The organism is Noviherbaspirillum agri (assembly GCF_054780595.1).
Map to the genome: position 1 here is coordinate 57,041 of NZ_BAAGWA010000010.1, position 17,129 is coordinate 74,169.

A 17,129-nucleotide genomic window follows, 5' to 3' on the forward strand; every position below is an offset into this window, starting at 1 on the left:
TGGACGCAACGCTTCGTGTGACGACTCATTGCGACCGACTCATTGCGACCGACTCATTGCGACCGACTCATTGCAACTGATTCAATGCGACAATCCCGCCTGTTCGTTTTCTTTGGCGGGTATGCGATGAATCTGGCGCGGATGATGACCGACAAGTTCTTTGTCGAGGACCGGCATGGGGTGCGGAGCGGCCCTTTCAAGACAAAGTTCGGCAGCGGCACGCTGATGGTTTTCCAGGATGATCTTCCGATTTCGGAAGGGGACCACATCATCCGGCCAATGGCAGATGGAACTGAACGCGCCTATCGCGTCGAGGGGTGTTCCCAAAACGCAGGCTCGCGCAATGTACCGGCGCATTATGCGATCAGGGTAGCGGAGCTCGTTGCTGCGCAAGGGCCGCATGCGCATGGCGCCACGGACGACCGGTCAGCGCTGCGGCCTGACATCAACTCCAGCGCCACCAACGCTCTCGCCAGTTTCCCCGAGCTCACCGCGTCCGAGCAGTGCCTGCCTTTGTCCCTGCAACTGCTCGCGCAAGCGATTGACGATTCATCATTTCCGGCCGAGCAGAAGGACGAGGCGAAAGCACTCTTGCGCTCGCTGCTCGCGCACCCTGTCGTGGCAAGCGTGCTGGCCGGGACCGTCGGCAAGCCCTGAAACCGGCGCAGTCGCCCGCAGTTACCTTTCCATGCATCGTGGCATGGTGGAATCGGCTTACCGTTGGCTTCTCCTCCCGAACTGTCGAACCATTGATTCGGCCGCGTGTTGTTGGACCACTCCCTCTCCCGCGGGCGGAGAGGTGAACCAGAGCACTGCAAATTTGGCGCTCCTGGAAGTCATCCACCTGTGAAAGCCCCGCGCAAGTGTTGATGCGGGCTCCTTTCTCCGCCCTCGGTTTGTCAGCTACGTGTAAATATCGCAAGGCATGATCCCCATACAACGGGATCAACTCCCTTCCGATGCATGCTGGTGGTGCCCGCCGTGGCCACCACAATCAATGACAAAAGGGCATCAACATGGAGACACAACGCAATACCGACGCGACTGGCGCGCAGCAGGTGCACCTGCAATGTGGGAGCGAGCCATGATCCTGCTGACGGTCTTTTTCCTCCTGATCACGCTCGACAGCGCGTACCAGTCCTGGCAGGTCGGCATGCGGCAGCTCGGTGTGGTCATCGCTGTCTGCAGCGTCTTCGGCTTTGGCGGCGCCCTGTTCTCCGCCTCGCCGCTCCTCTTCATGCCGCTGATCGGCGTCCTGGTGTTTTGCTCCATCGCCAACTTCCAGATGCGGAAATATTGCGTCGGCCCGTACAAGGCGCAAGCCGTGCGCCGCGCAAAGCAGTAGGCCTTAGAGCCTGTTTGAAAACTGTAGCGAGCGGTCCGAGTTTGGCTTGAGAAGCGCAGTCGTACGTGAGGTACGACGAGCATCGCAGAGCCAAAATCGGGCTGCGCAGTAAGTTTTCAAACAGGCTCTTAAGAAGCCGAACGGAGTAAGCGCCAGGAAACGGGCGCTGCGCGTGCACGCCCGCCCTCAACGATCGCGCGGCATTCTCTGCCAGATCAATTCCCCATTGCGCCACACCTCCCGCACACGGTGAAACGGCACCATATGCACGCCGCCGTCCTCATCTTCCACATCAAATGAGAAATGCTCGCCCCGCGCCAGGTGAACGCGACGGAACGGCACGCGCACGATGCCGGCGTCGATGCGGTCGTAATAACCGATCGTGAACGTCGCGTTACCGAAGGCCGGATCCCATTGAATCCGGTGAAGGAGATCTTGTATCGGAATCATTGTTCGCCGGCTGGGAAATGAATCGGCCTGTCGTGTGACCAAGCCCATGGTGCCGGCCTCACGGTGGTGCCGCTCTCTCCCGCTGATCCAGTTCGCCAAGCATGATCGGCCGCAAAATACAATCTGCCATGCAGCAAAAAAGTGTGAAAAATGGGCTTGACAGACTGAAAGAAACCACAGTTATGCACAATGTGTAAATGGCATGAAACGGAAACGAGAATTACACAACGGCGGTAACCGCAAATCGCTACGTTTCGTCTAACACCTTGATTTTTCAGAATATTTAATTTTGCCTATTTCTTAAGCAATTTATAGAAAAGCCCGGAAAATCGGGCTTCCGAGTCCGTAAAGCAAGGTTACTCACAAAGTTATCCACAGGAATTGTGGACTAACAGAAAATTTCTTTACGTTACAAAGACTTAGAGATAAATCCTCAAGTGAGTCAGATGAATCCTACAAGCCGACTTCGCAAAGCTTTACTTAGATAAGCGCCGTCGCCGGCAGCCCCGGCACCCCCAGTTGCTCCTCGGACGGAGGATGCGGCCGCGAGATATAAAAGCCCTGTGCCTCGTCACATTCGAGCGCCTTCAGCATCTGCAGCTGTTCCGCGCTCTCCACCCCCTCGGCGACAACCCGCATCCCCAGCGAATGCGCCATCGTGACAATCGCATTGAAAAGAATGCGGCCCTCGCCGGTTTTTTCCAGCCCGGCGGTAAATACGTTATCGACCTTCAGCACATCAAGATCGAGCTTCTGCAACCGTGACAGCGAGGAATGTCCGGAACCAAAGTCGTCGACGGCCAGCTTCACGCCCATTTTGCGCAGCGCTGCAAGCGTTTCGACGACGGCTTCGCTGTCTGCCATCATCGACGACTCGGTAATCTCAAGCTCGACAAGTTTCGAATCGAGCCTGTGCCGCGCCAGGGCCCTGCGCAGCTCTGCGACAAGCTCGCCGCTTTCGAACTGCCGCGCTGACACATTGATCGACACCGGCACCAGGTCCCCGCCGCGTTTCTGCCAATACGCGAGCTGGGCGCAGACCGCATCGATCACCTTTGCCCCCAGGGGCACGATCAGCCCGGTCTCCTCGGCCAATGGAATGAATTCCGCGGGCTCGATGATTCCCTTCTCCGGATGCGTCCAGCGCACCAGTGCCTCCATGCTGGAGACAGCACCGGTGGCCATATTGACGCGCGGTTGGTAAAAGACGATGAACTCGTTCTGCTCCAGCGCATGGCGCAGCTCGGCTTCCTGCTCGTGCCGCACGCGCACGGCATCATAGAATTTCTGGTCAAAGAAACGATAGCTTCGCTTGCCGGCAGACTTGACCGAATACATGGCCACGTCGGCATGCTTGAGCAGGCTTTCCGCGTCCTGCGCATCATCCGGAAAAATGCTGATGCCGATCGATGTGCCCACCGAATGCGCGCCCTTCGACAGGCGGAAAGGCTCCCTGAAGCCCGCCAGGATGCGCTCTGCAACGTGCGCTGCGTCCCCCTTGTGCTCGATCGTTTCGAGTATCACGACGAATTCGTCCCCGCCGAGGCGCACGACATGATCATGCGGGCGCACCGCCACCTTGAGCCGGCGCGCCGCGTTGCGCAACAGTTCGTCGCCGGCATCATGCCCCATGGTGTCATTGACCGCCTTGAAGCCGTCGAGGTCAATGAACAGCGTGGCCAGCATCTTGCCGTTCTCCCGCGCGCTCCTGACGACGCCGGGCAGGTAATCCTTGACCCAGTTCCGGTTTGGCAAGCCGGTCAGCACATCTTCGTTTCCGCGCCGCTCCAGCGCAATCACGTGTTCTTTCAGGCCGGTGATGTCACGCAGCGTGACTGCAAGATCGCCGTCCGCACGCACCACCCGCAAGTGCAGCCATTTCGCCTTCACCGGTCCATCGGGCGTCTGCTCCTGCTCGCCTTCGTACACGCCCTTTTCGCAAGCCTCACGCAACACGTCCAGTGCCCTCTTGCCCGTGTCGTTACCGTAGATCGCCGTAATCGTCTTGCCGACCATCTCCTCCCTGCGGCGGTTGAACAGTTCCGCGCCCCGATGGTTGCAGTCGACAATCCTGAAATCGCAGATATGCCCTTCCTGGTTGCGCACCGTACGCGCGATATAGAACCCCTCGCTGCCGCCTTCCGTGGCCACGCGGTAGGTTGCGCGCAGTCCCTCGATCTGTTCCTGCTTGTCAAGCAGGCGCCAGGACAGGCACATCGCAATCAGGGAAAACGCAGCCAGGCCGGCAGATGCCCATCGCGCGTGGCTTATCCAGGTTTGCCGGTGCTCGGCGTACGGTGCAAGCGCCTGTTGCTGGTCGATGCCTGCGACGGTGACCATTCCGTAGGCATCCGTCGTGTGCCAGCCGACATAGCGGTTGCGCCTGTCGGAAAACCATTCTTCACCGTCGAGAAACACGCTTCCCGATGCGGCAGCGGTCGGTGGCAGCGGCTTCAGAAGCGCTTGCGCATTCGGGGAGTACACGGTGTCTCCGATGCGCGTCACGCGAATGCTCCTGTCGACTCCCAGGATGGCAAGCAGCCCCGTCTTCGCCAATGCGATTTCCTCGTAACCAGCAATGAAATAGTCGGGCACGACGGAGACCAGGACAATGCCGGAGAATGCTCCCGTTTCATCCACCAGTTTCCGTGAGAAATGCACCGCATTGCGCCGAGTACTTATGCCGTATCGCACCGGCCCGATGAAGAGCTCGTCCTTCAGCGACTCTTTTTGCGCAAGAAAGAATGGCTCCTCGTAAAGATCGCCGGGTTGCGCCGCAGGGCGTGATGTAGTGACAACCGTGCCGTCGCGGTCGAGGATGGCGGCAACGAAGTCTGCATTGTTGGGCAACAAGCCGGCTTCATCGATATTCTCAAGCCGGAACGTGCCTTCGGAGAGTGCGTAGGCATGCCGGAGATACAAGGCAATCCGGTCGACCGCTTCAAGGGTTTTTTGCAGGTGTCCCGCATAGGTGCGCGACAGGATCCGCGCCTCCCGCAGAGCCGTCTCCTCGTGGACGCGCTTGTCCCGGTCCAGCTCCCCCAACAACGCCAGCCAAGCGGCAACAATCAAGACCAGCGCGCCGACAGGCCAGAGGAAAACCCGCCAGTAGAGACGTTTACGGAGAGCACCCGCGCTCCGTTGTCCGGCGGGAAAACTTATGTGAGGGTCATCTTCGCTCGCTGCCATCTGCGCGTCCCGGCATTGGCGCCACCGTGGCGTCCTTTGCTTCGTTACGACATCAGATGCCGGTGAAAAGTCCTTTTCGCCATTGCGCTAACTCATAGTAATGTGACGAAGACGACCGGAGGTTTGAATCCTCGCTGCCCCCCTTGCCGATGAGCCACAGCTATATCGCCCCCTTGCCGGTACGGCGTGCTTTAGCGAAACACGAGGACAGGAATGGTTGCGTCTGCCAGCACTCGCTGGGTTTCGCTGCCGAGGACAACCTTGTTGATTCCCCGTCGTCCATGCGAGGCGATAAAGATGACGTCGCATCCGAAGCGCTGAGCAGTCGCAAGAATCTCACCACTGGGATCGGGCGAGCAAGGGGTGATCGTCTCGCACGGCACTCCTTTTTTCCCGGCAGCCTCGGCCAGTCTCTGCACGTTCTGCTCTGCGAGCCGCATCGACGCTTCTTCGTACTGTCTGCCGTAGTCCGGGATGGGCGATCCCGCTGTCGGACGCGGATGGGTGTAAGGCTTGGCGACGGAAATGCCCACGATCTTGCCGTTGTTCGCCTTGGCGGCATCGATCGCCGAATCAAACACCTTCTCTGCGAGAGGTGACCCATCCGTGGGAACGAGAATGCACTTGAACATAGTTGAACCATCCATTGTGTGATTGAAGAAAAGGCTCTCGACTGCCGTGCTGACCTGGTGGCTTGCCGAAAAACATAGCAGCCTTCAGGACCGGTCCGCGCAGTCGTTTTTCGACAGTCTGCTGGGCTGTGTTTGACAAGCGTAGCGAGCGGTTCGGAGTGGTGTCGAGGAGCGCACGCGTACGACTGGTACGCCGAGCACCGCAGACATCAATCCGGGCCGCGCAGTGGCTTGTCAAACACGGCCTAGAGCAGCAACAGAAAACCTGCTGCGACCACGGTCGGCAGTATGGCACCAGCAAGCAAGCCGCCGATGCCGATGCTGCCGTCATTGAACCCATTGCGAAGAAGCGCAACGCCCGCAGGATTCGGCGCATTGGCAATCACCGTGAGGCCGCCGCCTGCGACTGCACCGGCAACGAGCATGTATTTCGACTGGTCGGAAATACCTTCGATCAATGATCCCAGGTAGGTCAAGGCAGCGTTGTCAGTGATCGCCGTCAGCCCCAATGCGCCAAAGAACAAGGCGACGGGCTCGAGGCTGGACACGATGGGTTGAAGCCACCATTGCTGCATCCCTCCCAGCACGACCAGCCCGGCAAGGAAAAATCCGACCAGCAGCCCTTCCTTGAGAATCAGCGCGTTCTGATACTGCGCATAGGCCTGGGTGTACCCCAGGAAGAACAGAAACACGCCGAGGAACAGGACCGGATGGTGCGCAAACACGACGACCGCACCGAGAAAAAGCAGGTGCACCAGCATCACTATCAGTGGGACACGAACTTGTCCTGGAGCCTCGGCCGGGGCGGCTGTACCCTTAAGGTGCTTGCGGAGAAGCCATGTAATGCCTGTCGCATTAATCACGACTGCGGTCGCGGACTTCCAGCCAAAATTTGCTGCCATGAAGGCGCTGTCCCACTGCCAGGTTGCGGCCACCATCAACACCGGCGGCGCGGCAAACGAAGTGAGCGTGCCGCCTACGGAGATGTTGACGAACAGGACACCTAGCGCCGCATACTTGAGCCACTCCGGCAGGCCGGGGCGGAATACGAGTGGCGCCAGCATCAATGCAGCAAGGGTCATGGCCGCCGGTTCGGTGATCAATGAGCCGATCAATGGAACCAGGGCGAGGCAAAGCCATACCTGCGCCACCATGGTGTCGACAGGCGCCAGTCTGGCAATAGCGGAAATAAGTGACCTGACCGCTTCGAGCACCGGCCGCGAGGCCGCGACGACCATGATGACGAATACGAATAGAGGTTCTGTGTAGTGCCGGGATTCCAGGTACTCGATGGCCTGGTCGCCCCCGGAAACGAGCGCCATGACGGCGATGAAAATGAAAGCCCAGAACCCGAACACGACCTCAATCTCCCCGAGCAGGTGAAACAGGCCCGCATGGCGGGGGCTCCTGTCAGCAATGCGTTCAAAAGACTTGGCACTAAAGGTGTGAACAAGCGCGAGGCCGAAGATCAAGGCTGCGATGAAGTTAATGTCTGTCATGAGAACCGTTCTATTTTTTAAATGGCATGCGAGGACAAACCCCACTTGCGCGGTGGATCGACCGCCAATGAAGGCCAATGCTGGCCGTTGATGTTACGAGGGGAAGCGGTTTGCTTTTGGACTGACAGCGACTGCGCAGTGGCGGAGCCCGGCACGAACCGGAGGCGCAATCGGGACCTGGCTGAAATGCCAGTACAGTCAGAGTGATTGGAACGAGTGCAGGTGCAGTCATTTGGTCGGCAGAAAACCGCGAGGCGGCCCGACCGTCGCTAAACCTGCCACACTAAGAGCCTGTTTGAAAACTGTAGCGAGCGGTCCGACTTTGGTTGGAGAAGCGCAGTCGTACGTGAGGTACGACGAGCATCGCAGTGCCAAAATCGGGCTGTGCAGTAAGTTTTCAAGCAGGCTCTAAGTGTGAGCACCCGTCGGGCAGTATACCGCGTTTGCGAAGATGCTAACCACAACCGTCTCATACGGACAAGCGTGCGACGCTGTCCATAGGACGTATAGATGCCTACCTAGAGTTCATTCCTTAACGCATCGACCTGCCCTCGGAAAGTGCAGTGGCTCGCAGGAGGCAGGAGGCAGCGATCGACCACTTCGTGGACTTTGGTCGTTCCCCGCATAGGTGCGCATCAGGATCTGCGCTGCCCGCAGGGCCGTTCCCTCCTGCACGAACTTAATCCGCCCCCTCGACAACGCCAGCCAGTCGCACATTCAACGGCATCGGAGCGCATGACCGCCGCCATGCTGTGATCGTTGAGCTTGCGTTCGTTGAGCTCGTTCATTTTTCATCCCTGCATTCTTCATAGGACGGCCCTACTGCGCGCCGCATATCGACCCAGTCGATTTGCTCTCCGTTGTCCAGCGTCACGGTCCCGAAACCTTGTGTTTGCGCCTGCAATTCAATGACCGCATAAGCCTGTCTGGCCGTGTCGAGATCAGGCGCATAGACCGCCAACTGTCCAATCAGCACCGGCCTTGTCGCACCAAATGTGAGCATGATGCCTCCCGTCCAAAACAGATCATGCATGAATTGTGTTCTTGAACTCACCAGACTTCTGTTCGATGCCTGACACAACGCGCGCGAATACCGGAAAACGCTCGGGGGCAGGAAGTCATTGATGATGAGAAACAGCACCGCCGGCAATCATCGAACCGTTGCGCCTGATTCATCTCATCGCCGTTGCCGGGCTATCACAAGGTCAATGTCAGAATTGAACTTATCGGCCCCAAGCAGTATCCATTCAGTCAGAAGGTGCTTCCTTTTGCCTTCATCTTCTTTTCAGCCATGTCGATGGACAGCAGACTCCATCGACCTTTCTCTAAAGACCTGCCCAGGTCGAAACCATCGCTGATTGCTGCCGCAGTCACTGTCCGTTTCCTCTTGCCCCGTTTTCACCTTTAGAGCCGTTGCAGCCTGACTGTACCGTTGATGCCGGCCGCCTTCCCCTCGGCACGGTGTTGCGTGGGGGCCGTCGAGGCCTCCTTGCCGTAGCCCGGGGGGGCACCGAGCCCGCTACGACGCGTCGCCGCGCCCCTCGGCGGGCCCCGTGTTCCGCAGGCAACTCGCCACGACCTCAATCGGCCAGTCAGACTAAAACGGCTCTAGCAAAGGAAACGACATGACTGTCACCCTTGCCCAGGCACAGCAGTGCGAGAACCGTCTGCTGGCCAGACTCTCCGACGAGCAATACCAGCGACTATTGCCCTTGTTCGACCTGGTTCAGACCAAAGTGAAAGATGTCCTGTGCCAGCAGGGCCGTCCTTTCGAATACGTCTACTTCCCCTGCAACTGTGCGCATTCCTGCACGTTGCTCATGGAAGACGGCAGCATGGTTGAAGTCGGCACCATCGGCAACGAAAGTCATACCAATGTTGAAGTGCTGCTGGGTGCAACGCATGCGACGGAGACCATCGTCTGCCAGATTGCCGGGCGAAGCCTGCGCATGAAGGTAGGTGATTTCAGGGAGGCCACCAGCACCTTGTCGCCGCTACGTCACCTCGCCGAGTGCTGCGCGCAGGGATACCTGACGCAGGTCTCCCAGTCCGTTGCCTGCAACCGCCTGCACAACGTCGAGATGCGCTTCGCCCGCTGGCTGCTCGTGACGCACGACCGCGTGCAGGACAATGAATTCAACCTGACGCAAGAGTTCATAGCAGCCATGCTGGGCGTCCATCGCCCCAGCGTCAGCCTCGTTGCCGGGATGTTTCAGCAAGTGGGCCTCATCAAATACAGCCGTGGCCACATGAAGATCCTGGATAGGGAAAAGCTCGAAGAAACAGCCTGCGAATGCTATGCCGCCGTACGCAAGCAGTACCAGCGCCTGTTCGGCTTTCCACACGGCCGGGAATTGCCGGCGCAAGCAGGAATGAGGCATCACTACATCTAGCAGGTTGTCATGCACCCCGGAAGGAGCTTGGGAGAGGCCAGAACTCGCCTATCGTCCCGGAGTCTAGTTATTTTTTTATTGTTTCGGGAGGCGAACAGTGAACGTGGTGCCTGCCTCATCAGACGAAATGACCTCAACAGCCCCATGATGGGCGGTGACGATCTCGCGGACGATATACAGGCCGAGCCCCATATTCTTGTGGCGAGCCGACTGCCTTGGGTCACTTTCGCCGCGCCGCAACGGGTCGAAGATATGTTGTCGTATCGCCGAGGGAATCGCCGGCCCTTCGTTATGTACCGACAGCACGATCTGACCGTCTGCCTCAAGCGTGCGTACGGTGACCGGCGCCTGCGAGCCGTACTGAATCGCGTTACCGATCAGATTCTGATACACCTGCCCGATCCGTGCGCCATCCCATCGGCCTGTCACGCAGCCGGCTACTTCCGTGCGGATAATGGCGTCAGGATTGGACATCCGGAATTCCTCGGCGATCTGCTCGGAAATCGCAGCAAGGTCGACGTCGCCTGGATAGACCGGAATGCCGAGCCCATTGCGGCTACGGACAAAATCCAGCAGGTTTTCAATGATGTCTCGCATGCGCACTGCGCTGTTATGCATGCGCGATCCAAGCTGGATCACCTTGGCGTCGGCATTTTCCGCGAGCATGAGATAGGTGGTCCCCAGATGGATTGCCGAGAGCGGCGATTTCAGGTCATGTCCGATCACGCCCAGGAACAGGTCCTGCGACTGGCGTTGCGCCTCGGAATACCGCGCGACGGATTCGGCCAAGGCCCGGTCGAGGGCTTCGTTGAATCGCGTCATATCCTCGACTTCGAACCATGTCGCAGTCTTTTGCCTTTGTCCCCACAGCTGCAGCACACTGGCGCGCAGCGCACGATACTCCGCAAGAAGCTGGTCGACCGAAAATCCTGACTCCGCGCGCAGATCCGCATGAATCTCGCCAGGTGTATTGCCTTGAAGATCCAATTGGCGATCCCCGTCCCGACCGGCAAGCTCGGCCGCGATCTCCTCGAGAATTTCTTTCGCATGGTCGCGCAATTCGATCACGTCCATCGAGCGATGCGATGGCTGGATGCTGCGGGCGAAGTCCTCCCACGCCTGCAGGATCCGCTCCATGTTTTCCAGGATAAATTCCGATAACCGCATTAATGCCTTTCCGACAGCTGCTTGCGCTATGTCTAGCGCTCGCAGCACAAGCTGTTTCATGATTTTTGGAAGCGGAATCTATCCCGAGTGGATGACGCTGTCCGTACAAAATTGTACGTAGCTGGCTGCCTGGCAAATGGCTGCGGATCAAGAAACGTGAAGCACAACGAAGGAGAAGTCATGACGACAGCCCCTACCGTCGCATCGAAATGCAGCAACCTCATTCTGTCGAGCCTTCCGGACGCCGAATATCAGGCCCTCTTGCCCGACCTCGAATTTTTTCCGACCCCGCTGCGCACCGTGTTGTATGAGCGAGACAAAGAGATCCGGCATGTCTATTTTCCGTTGAGTGGCTGCCATTCCGTGCTGGCCATCATGGAAGACGGCGCCGCTGTCGAAGTGGGCACTGTGGGAAACGAGGGATTGTCGACCGTCGACGTGCTGACCGGCAGCGTCATCGCAACCGAGACCACGATCTGCCAGATCCCGGGTGACAGCCTGCGGATGTCGACAGAAAAATTCCTGCGCGCGATTGAAGGAAATACAGAACTCCGGCGAATGTCCTACCGTTTCCTGCAGGCCTATTTGAGCCACGTCTCGCAATCCGTAGCCTGCAATCGCCTGCATACGACAGAAGAACGGTTTGCACGATGGATCCTTGCCAGCCACGACCGGGTTCATGGGGACGAATTTCAGCTCACGCAGGAGTTCCTGGCCGACATGCTGGGCGTACATCGACCGAATGTCACGCTGGTTGCGAGACGGTTTCAGCAGGCGGGGTTACTTGATTATCGTCGCGGCATTGTCAGGATCCTGGACCGCGACGGCCTTGAAGAGGCGGCTTGCGAGTGCTATGCGGCGGTCAGGAAACAGTACGCGCGGGTGCTGGGGAAGCCGATCGGTTAGGTTTTTACGGCGTTGCTCATGTTGCTCAAGCAGCCAGAGATCAAAAGCGTGCGCATAGCACACGCTTTATGCCCCCTTCCCTTTCGCGACCTTCTTTTTTCCGACCTTCCCTTTTACGACTGCGGTGTCGCGCGCCGGATGATGGCTGCGCAATCCACCCCGCGCGGCAGGTTGCCGTAGACAAGGCCGCTGCTCTCTCCGGCAAGCCGGGAGGCGCAGAACGCGTCCGCGACCGCAGGATGGCCATCGCGCACCAGCAGTGAACCCTGCAAGGCGAGCGCCATCTTCTCCACCACGGTGCGCGCGCGGTACTCGATATCCGCGAGGTCGCTGAATTCCCGCATGAGCTGCGCGACGTAGCGGTCGAGGTGCTGGTTGCCACCTTCTGCAAGCCGCACTTCGCGCAGGAAGGCTTCCAGCGAGGCAGGTTCGCGCTGCATCGCGCGCAGCATGTCGAGGCACTGCACGTTGCCGCTGCCTTCCCAGATCGCATTGACCGGCGATTCGCGGAACAGGCGCGGCATGATGCTGTCTTCCATCACCCCGCTGCCGCCGATGCATTCCATCGCCTCATAGGCATGGCCCGGCGTGCGCTTGCAGATCCAGTACTTGCCGACGGCGGTGCCGATGCGCATGAGCAGCTTCTCGGATTCATCGTGGTCGCTGCGGTCGAGCGAGCGGGCAATGCGCATCGTCATCGCCAGTGCCGCTTCATGTTCGATCACGAGGTCGGCGAGTACGTTCTGCATCAGCGGCTGTTCCGCAAGCAGCTTGCCGAATGCGCTGCGCTGCGCGCAATGATGCAGCGCCTGCACCGCCGCCTGCCGCATGCCGGCCGAGGAGCCGATCATGCAGTCGAAACGCGTCATCGACACCATCTTCAGGATGGTGGCTACGCCTCGCCCTTCTCCGCCAACCATGACCGCGTAGGCGCCGCGCAGCTCCGTCTCCGACGAGGCATTGGCGACATTGCCCATCTTGTTCTTCAGACGCTGGATCTGCAGCGGGTTCTTGCTGCCGTCCGGGCGCCAGCGCGGCAGCAGGAAACACGACAGCCCGCCCGGCGCCTGCGCCAGCACGAGGAAGGCATCGCACATCGGTGCCGATACAAAATACTTGTGTCCGACCAGTTCGTACGCCTGCCCGGGACCGCCGCTGCCCAGGGGAATAGCACGCGTAGTATTGGCGCGCACGTCGGAGCCGCCCTGCTTTTCGGTCATCGCCATGCCGATGGTGACGCCCTCCTTTTGCGCATCCGGCACGTTGCGCCAGTCGTAATGCCGCGCGAGGATCTTCTGCTCCCATTGGGCAGCGACGTCGGGCTGGAGACGCAGCGCGGGAATCGCCGCAGAGGTCATCGTGATCGGGCAGCAGTGCGCGGCCTCGACCTGGCTCTGCATGTAGAACTTGGCGGCACGCGCGACATGTGCTCCGTCCTTCGGGTCGCTCCAGTGCGAACTGTGCAGCCCATGCTCGATGGAGATCTGCATCAGGCGGTGATAGGCGGGATGGAATCGGACTTCATCGACACGGTTGCCGTAGCGGTCGTGCGTATGGAGCACGGGCTTGTTGTCATTGGCCTGAAAGCCAAGCTCGATCAGCTCGCGGGAACCGGTCAGCGCACCGAAGGCTTGCAGTTCCTCCTGCGCCCAATCACCGCCCTCGCGCCGCACGGCTTCCTGCAGGGCTGTGTCCTCGCCGTACAGGTTGTAGTCTTCCAGCGGCTTCGGCTGGTTCTTGACTTCATGGGTGTCTGCGAAAAAGCGGTTGTTTGGCGAGGTGTCGAGCATGGTTGTCTCCATTGCGTTCGGATTTGGGAGCAGGAACGGCATGAATGCATCAATACCGTGAATTACGGTTCACTTTATTGAAAAGGAGTTAATCACGGCTTTCGGGCGGCGTCAAGAACTGTCTTGCCGGGCATGGGAGCGGCGGGTACACTGGCTTGCAAAAATTGACACAGGGACTTATTCATGGCTTACCGGCCGACCGAAAAAACCGTCGCGCGCAAGGCTGCCTTGCGGCAGCAGATCCTCGATGCCGCGCTATGGCAAGTGTCGAGCGGCGGCTTCGGCGCACTGACGATCAATGCGGTCGCCCAGCAGGCCGGCATCGCCACCGGCGCGGTGTACAAGCACTTTGAATCGAAGGCGGAACTCTGCACCGAGGTCTTCCGGCTTGCCACGGAGAAGGAAGTTGAAGTCGTGCGCGACACCGCGCTTGCCGAGGGAAAGCCGACGCGACGACTGCTGAACGCAATCGAAGCGTTCGCCGCACGCGCCATCCGCGGACGGCGCCTGGCCTACGCGCTGATCGCAGAACCTGTCGATACGCTGGTAGATGTGGAACGCCTGCGCTACCGCCATGCCTATGCGGAAATCTTCCAGCAACTGGTCGAGGACGGCATCCGCAGCGGCGACTTTCCGCCGCAACTGGCATCAGTGTCGGCCGCAGCCCTCGTCGGCGTCATCGCCGAGGCGCTAGTCGGGCCGCTGACGTGGCAGGCAGGCGACCAGCCCATCACTGAAGAACAGACACTGATCCGCTCCATCCAGGCCTTCTGCCTGCGTGCCGTGGCGATGCAGGACATCGCGCTCGTGCAGACCGAAGTGCAAGCGGCTGCCGACTGAACGCGCCCTTTTGGTCGATTTTTGGCGACTTTGGTCGATTCCGTTCAAAGCTGCCTTACGCCGGCACAAGCACCGACACCGGCAGCATGGCCAATGCATCGGCCAGCCTGATGCGCCCCGCTTGTGCGCGCAATGTACGGCCGGTGAAGAGATCGGTCCATGTCGATTCGCCGGGCACCGGCACGACCACGGCCGTGTCCCGCCAGTCGGCTGGCGACACGAGCGGCTGCTCGGCAAGCGCAAGCAGTTTTGCCGGCAGGTGCGTAGCAAGCACGATGATGGCGCGCTCCTGCAGTCGCCGTGCGAAGCCGATGGCATTCCCGTTCAACATGCCCTCCACTGCCAGCGGCAGGTACTCGCCGCGCGCAAACAGCTCCGGCTCGCGCGCCCGCAGTTGCAGGCTGGCGCGGATCACATGTTGCTTCACGCAGCCGTCCTGCCAGACGGCGATCTCCCTAGGGTGTTCGTGCCGCGCATCCGGCGCTTCGGATTGAGCCAGCGCCTGCGTGCGCACCTCGTAATCGACCGGCCTCCGGTTGTCGGGATCGACCAGGCTGAAATCCCAGAAATCCGTTCCCTGGTACAGATCGGGAACGCCGGGTGAAGTCAGGCGCAGGACGGTTTGCGCGAGGCTGTTGACCACGCCGGCAGGCGTCAGGCGCCGGACGCTCGCCGCCAGTCGCGGCAGGAAGGCATTGTCCGGATTGACGTCGAGGATGCTGAACAGGAAGCTGCGACAGGCGGCCTCGTATTCCTCGTTCGGCATCACCCAATCGCTCACCAGCTTTGCCTCGCGCAGCGCCTTAGTCTGCCAGCGCTCGATACGCTCGGCGAACTGCCGCACGCGGTCGCCGTCGGTCGCATCAAGGCCGATCGGCCATGCGCCAACCAGCATCTGGTACAGCATCAGCTCGTCCGCCGGATTCGGCGCGGCCCCTGGCGACGCATCGTTTTCGCCTGCGACTTCGGTGCGCAGCGGCGCGTTCATCTCCATCCAGTCGCGCACCGTGCGTTCCCATTCCTCCGGCATTTCACTCAAGGCAGCAAGGCGGGCGCGCACGTCTTCGCCGCGCTTGTGGTCATGCGTGGCAGTGGCAAGCATGGAAGCCGGGAAGCGCGATGCGCGTATCGCATTCGCCTCGTGGAATTCGGCCACGGACAGGGCAAACTGCGCCGGGTCCGATCCGACTTCGTTGCGTGACAACAGGCGGCCATAGCGGTAGAAGGCCGTGTCCTCCACCGACTTTGCCGCCAGCGGCGGCGTCAGCTGCTGGAAGCGCGTGATGGCGCGCTGGTGCAGCTCGTGCACCTTCGGGTTGGCCGCATCGCGCGGCGCATCGCCGACCAGCCAGCGCGCGATCACGTCCAGCAAGGGGACTTCCGTGCGATCCACGCTGCGCCGGGCATGTTCCAGCGTGCGCTCGATCACCTCGCGGTCGAGTTCATCATGGCCATTGCTGCCGGCGTAGGTCCGGTACACCGGAAAGTGCACCAGCAGTTCCGTGAAGACACGCCGGATGGCGCCGAGCGAATAGTCGCGCGTGCGCAAGTCGGTGCGCGCCACCGCATGCAGTGCGCGTGCGGCCGCCTCGAACTCGCCGGACAGGTTTGCCGCCAGCAGTTGCCGCCGTGCCTGGCGCACCTCGTCGCCGAAATCCAGCTCATTGCCTGTCAGGTCCTTCCACATTGCCGTGAGCGGCGCTTCGCCCGCCGGATCGTGCAGCAGCGCGCCGACACGGTCCATGAAGTCGTAGCCGCTGGTGCCGTCGATGTCCCAGTCCGCGCGCAATTGCTCATGATGCGCAAGGATTTTCTCGACGATGATGTAAGCGGGAGCCGGCGGCAGCTCGGGCGGACGCTGCGAGGTCAACGCGGCCAGGCGGCTGCGCAACTTGCGGCAGTAGGCGCCGGGGTCGGCGAGCCCGTCCACATGGTCGATGCGCACACCGTCGATCAGCCCTTCGGTGAACAGCCGGAAGATCAGGGCATGGGTCGCCTCAAAGACGTCGTCCTGCTCCACCCGTACGCCGGCAAGATCGGTCACTTCGAAGAATCGACGCCAGTTGATGCCGTCGGCGGCAGCGCGCCACCATGCAAGCCGGTAATGCTGCCGCTCCAGCAACGCATGCAGCGCCTCCATGCCTTGCGGTGTCCGGGCCGAAAATGCCTCGATCGCCGTCGCGATATCCGCAGCGCCCTCCTCAGTACGCCCTATGTCGTGCAGCAATCCGAAGCCCGCGTTGGCATTCTGCTGCGTGAGGGCTTCCTTTGCTCCCTCCTTTGCGCCCTCTTTTTCTGCTCCCTTTCCTCCTCCGCGCCGCTCCTCGAAGGTGGCGATTACCGGGATCAGCCGGTCGGAATTGGCCGCCCGCAGAATGCCCGCATAGTCGGCCGGCGAGATCGGGAAGCAGTGCGAATAGTAGGCCGCGAAAAACTTGCCGCGCGCGGCGTTGTACTGCAGCTCTATCTCGCCCGCAGCGAGCGCTTCTCCATACGGCTTGCCAAGGAATGGCGCCATCACCTTGTTGTGCAGGCTCTCGTCGGCCGGGTGCCAGTCGATGTCGAACCAGCGCGCATAGGGGCTGCGCCTTCCCCATTCGAGCACGTGCTGCCACCACGGGTTCTCGGAACCGATGCCCATGTGGTTGGGCACGATGTCGAGGATCAGTCCCATGCCGGCGGCACGGATCGCGGCCACGAGGCGCCGCAGCCCCTCCTCGCCGCCCAGCTCCGGATTGATGCGCGTCGGGTCCACGATGTCGTAGCCGTGCGTGGAGCCGCTGCGCGCAGTGAGAATCGGCGAGGCGTAGATATGGCTGATGCCGAGCGACGCGTAGTACGGCACGACTTCCGCCGCCTGGTCGAACGTGAAATCCTTGTGCAGTTGCAGCCTGGCCGTGGCGCGTGGAATGGGCATC

Annotated in this window: 14 protein-coding genes; 5 read left to right on the forward strand and 9 right to left on the reverse strand. The window is 60.5% G+C overall.

Translation table 11 applies throughout. From position 1 onward, the window contains the following. Positions 1 to 84: 84 nt before the first annotated feature. Positions 85 to 657, forward strand: a complete 573-nt coding sequence (locus tag ACYVIA_RS16445) for a hypothetical protein (RefSeq protein ID WP_460842664.1) — start codon at positions 85 to 87, stop codon at positions 655 to 657. Between the two features lie 427 nt (positions 658 to 1,084). Then, the gene (locus ACYVIA_RS16450) at positions 1,085 to 1,345 is read left to right on the forward strand and encodes a hypothetical protein (protein WP_460842665.1); all 261 of its coding nucleotides are present in this window, start codon (positions 1,085 to 1,087) and stop codon (positions 1,343 to 1,345) included. Between the two features lie 186 nt (positions 1,346 to 1,531). Here ACYVIA_RS16450 and ACYVIA_RS16455 read toward each other — a convergent pair whose 3' ends face one another. The 6 genes from ACYVIA_RS16455 to ACYVIA_RS16480 all read right to left on the reverse strand — a co-directional run bounded on the left by ACYVIA_RS16455 (position 1,532) and on the right by ACYVIA_RS16480 (position 8,489). Continuing rightward, a complete protein-coding gene (locus tag ACYVIA_RS16455) occupies positions 1,532 to 1,795 on the reverse strand; it encodes a DUF504 domain-containing protein (protein ID WP_460842667.1) in 264 nt (87 codons plus the stop codon). Positions 1,796 to 2,275: 480 nt separating this feature from the next. Then, complete coding sequence (locus ACYVIA_RS16460) at positions 2,276 to 4,867, reverse strand: bifunctional diguanylate cyclase/phosphodiesterase (RefSeq protein ID WP_460842668.1); 2,592 nt, start codon at positions 4,865 to 4,867, stop codon at positions 2,276 to 2,278. Between the two features lie 308 nt (positions 4,868 to 5,175). After that, positions 5,176 to 5,616: a universal stress protein gene (locus ACYVIA_RS16465; RefSeq protein WP_460842670.1), complete on the reverse strand. Its 441-nt coding sequence runs from the start codon at positions 5,614 to 5,616 to the stop codon at positions 5,176 to 5,178. A 245-nt stretch (positions 5,617 to 5,861) separates the two neighbouring features. Further along, on the reverse strand, positions 5,862 to 7,115 hold the full coding sequence (locus ACYVIA_RS16470; RefSeq protein ID WP_460842672.1) for a putative Na+/H+ antiporter: 1,254 nt from the start codon (positions 7,113 to 7,115) through the stop codon (positions 5,862 to 5,864). 784 nt (positions 7,116 to 7,899) lie between these two features. Then, positions 7,900 to 8,256 carry a hypothetical protein gene (locus ACYVIA_RS16475; protein ID WP_460842674.1) on the reverse strand — a complete coding sequence of 119 codons (357 nt, stop codon included), beginning with the start codon at positions 8,254 to 8,256 and terminating at the stop codon, positions 7,900 to 7,902. Positions 8,257 to 8,366: 110 nt separating this feature from the next. Beyond that, the gene (locus ACYVIA_RS16480) at positions 8,367 to 8,489 is read right to left on the reverse strand and encodes a hypothetical protein (RefSeq protein WP_460842676.1); all 123 of its coding nucleotides are present in this window, start codon (positions 8,487 to 8,489) and stop codon (positions 8,367 to 8,369) included. 251 nt (positions 8,490 to 8,740) lie between these two features. Here ACYVIA_RS16480 and ACYVIA_RS16485 point away from each other — a divergent pair, with 251 nt between their 5' ends. Then, positions 8,741 to 9,508: a Crp/Fnr family transcriptional regulator gene (locus ACYVIA_RS16485; RefSeq protein WP_460842677.1), complete on the forward strand. Its 768-nt coding sequence runs from the start codon at positions 8,741 to 8,743 to the stop codon at positions 9,506 to 9,508. A gap of 75 nt (positions 9,509 to 9,583) precedes the next feature. On the opposite strand, the gene ACYVIA_RS16490 is transcribed toward ACYVIA_RS16485, so the two are convergent. After that, positions 9,584 to 10,675, reverse strand: coding sequence for a sensor histidine kinase (locus tag ACYVIA_RS16490; RefSeq protein WP_460842679.1), 1,092 nt, complete (start codon positions 10,673 to 10,675; stop codon positions 9,584 to 9,586). Between the two features lie 180 nt (positions 10,676 to 10,855). On the opposite strand from ACYVIA_RS16490, the gene ACYVIA_RS16495 reads away from it, so the two are divergent. Further along, entirely contained in the window at positions 10,856 to 11,581 is a 726-nt protein-coding gene (locus ACYVIA_RS16495; protein WP_460842681.1) for a Crp/Fnr family transcriptional regulator, read from the forward strand. A gap of 113 nt (positions 11,582 to 11,694) precedes the next feature. Here the strand turns inward: ACYVIA_RS16495 and ACYVIA_RS16500 are convergent, their stop codons facing one another. Continuing rightward, positions 11,695 to 13,371, reverse strand: coding sequence for an acyl-CoA dehydrogenase family protein (locus tag ACYVIA_RS16500; RefSeq protein WP_460842683.1), 1,677 nt, complete (start codon positions 13,369 to 13,371; stop codon positions 11,695 to 11,697). Between the two features lie 183 nt (positions 13,372 to 13,554). Here ACYVIA_RS16500 and ACYVIA_RS16505 point away from each other — a divergent pair, with 183 nt between their 5' ends. Then, complete coding sequence (locus ACYVIA_RS16505; protein ID WP_460842685.1) at positions 13,555 to 14,211, forward strand: TetR/AcrR family transcriptional regulator; 657 nt, start codon at positions 13,555 to 13,557, stop codon at positions 14,209 to 14,211. 55 nt (positions 14,212 to 14,266) lie between these two features. On the opposite strand, the gene treY is transcribed toward ACYVIA_RS16505, so the two are convergent. Then, on the reverse strand, positions 14,267 to 17,128 hold the full coding sequence (treY, locus tag ACYVIA_RS16510) for a malto-oligosyltrehalose synthase (RefSeq protein ID WP_460842687.1): 2,862 nt from the start codon (positions 17,126 to 17,128) through the stop codon (positions 14,267 to 14,269). Position 17,129: the final 1 nt, after the last annotated feature.

Bases quoted from the DNA above. Each gene is read 5' to 3' on its own strand.
- ACYVIA_RS16470 (WP_460842672.1), bottom strand. From the start codon at position 7,115: ATGACAGACATTAACTTCATCGCAGCCTTGATCTTCGGCCTCGCGCTT.
- ACYVIA_RS16455 (WP_460842667.1), bottom strand. From the start codon at position 1,795: ATGATTCCGATACAAGATCTCCTTCACCGGATTCAATGGGATCCGGCC.
- ACYVIA_RS16490 (WP_460842679.1), bottom strand. From the start codon at position 10,675: ATGCGGTTATCGGAATTTATCCTGGAAAACATGGAGCGGATCCTGCAG.
- ACYVIA_RS16450 (WP_460842665.1), top strand. From the start codon at position 1,085: ATGATCCTGCTGACGGTCTTTTTCCTCCTGATCACGCTCGACAGCGCG.
- ACYVIA_RS16505 (WP_460842685.1), top strand. From the start codon at position 13,555: ATGGCTTACCGGCCGACCGAAAAAACCGTCGCGCGCAAGGCTGCCTTG.
- treY (WP_460842687.1), bottom strand. From the start codon at position 17,128: ATGCCCATTCCACGCGCCACGGCCAGGCTGCAACTGCACAAGGATTTC.
- ACYVIA_RS16495 (WP_460842681.1), top strand. From the start codon at position 10,856: ATGACGACAGCCCCTACCGTCGCATCGAAATGCAGCAACCTCATTCTG.
- ACYVIA_RS16500 (WP_460842683.1), bottom strand. From the start codon at position 13,371: ATGCTCGACACCTCGCCAAACAACCGCTTTTTCGCAGACACCCATGAA.
- ACYVIA_RS16445 (WP_460842664.1), top strand. From the start codon at position 85: ATGCGACAATCCCGCCTGTTCGTTTTCTTTGGCGGGTATGCGATGAAT.
- ACYVIA_RS16485 (WP_460842677.1), top strand. From the start codon at position 8,741: ATGACTGTCACCCTTGCCCAGGCACAGCAGTGCGAGAACCGTCTGCTG.
- ACYVIA_RS16465 (WP_460842670.1), bottom strand. From the start codon at position 5,616: ATGTTCAAGTGCATTCTCGTTCCCACGGATGGGTCACCTCTCGCAGAG.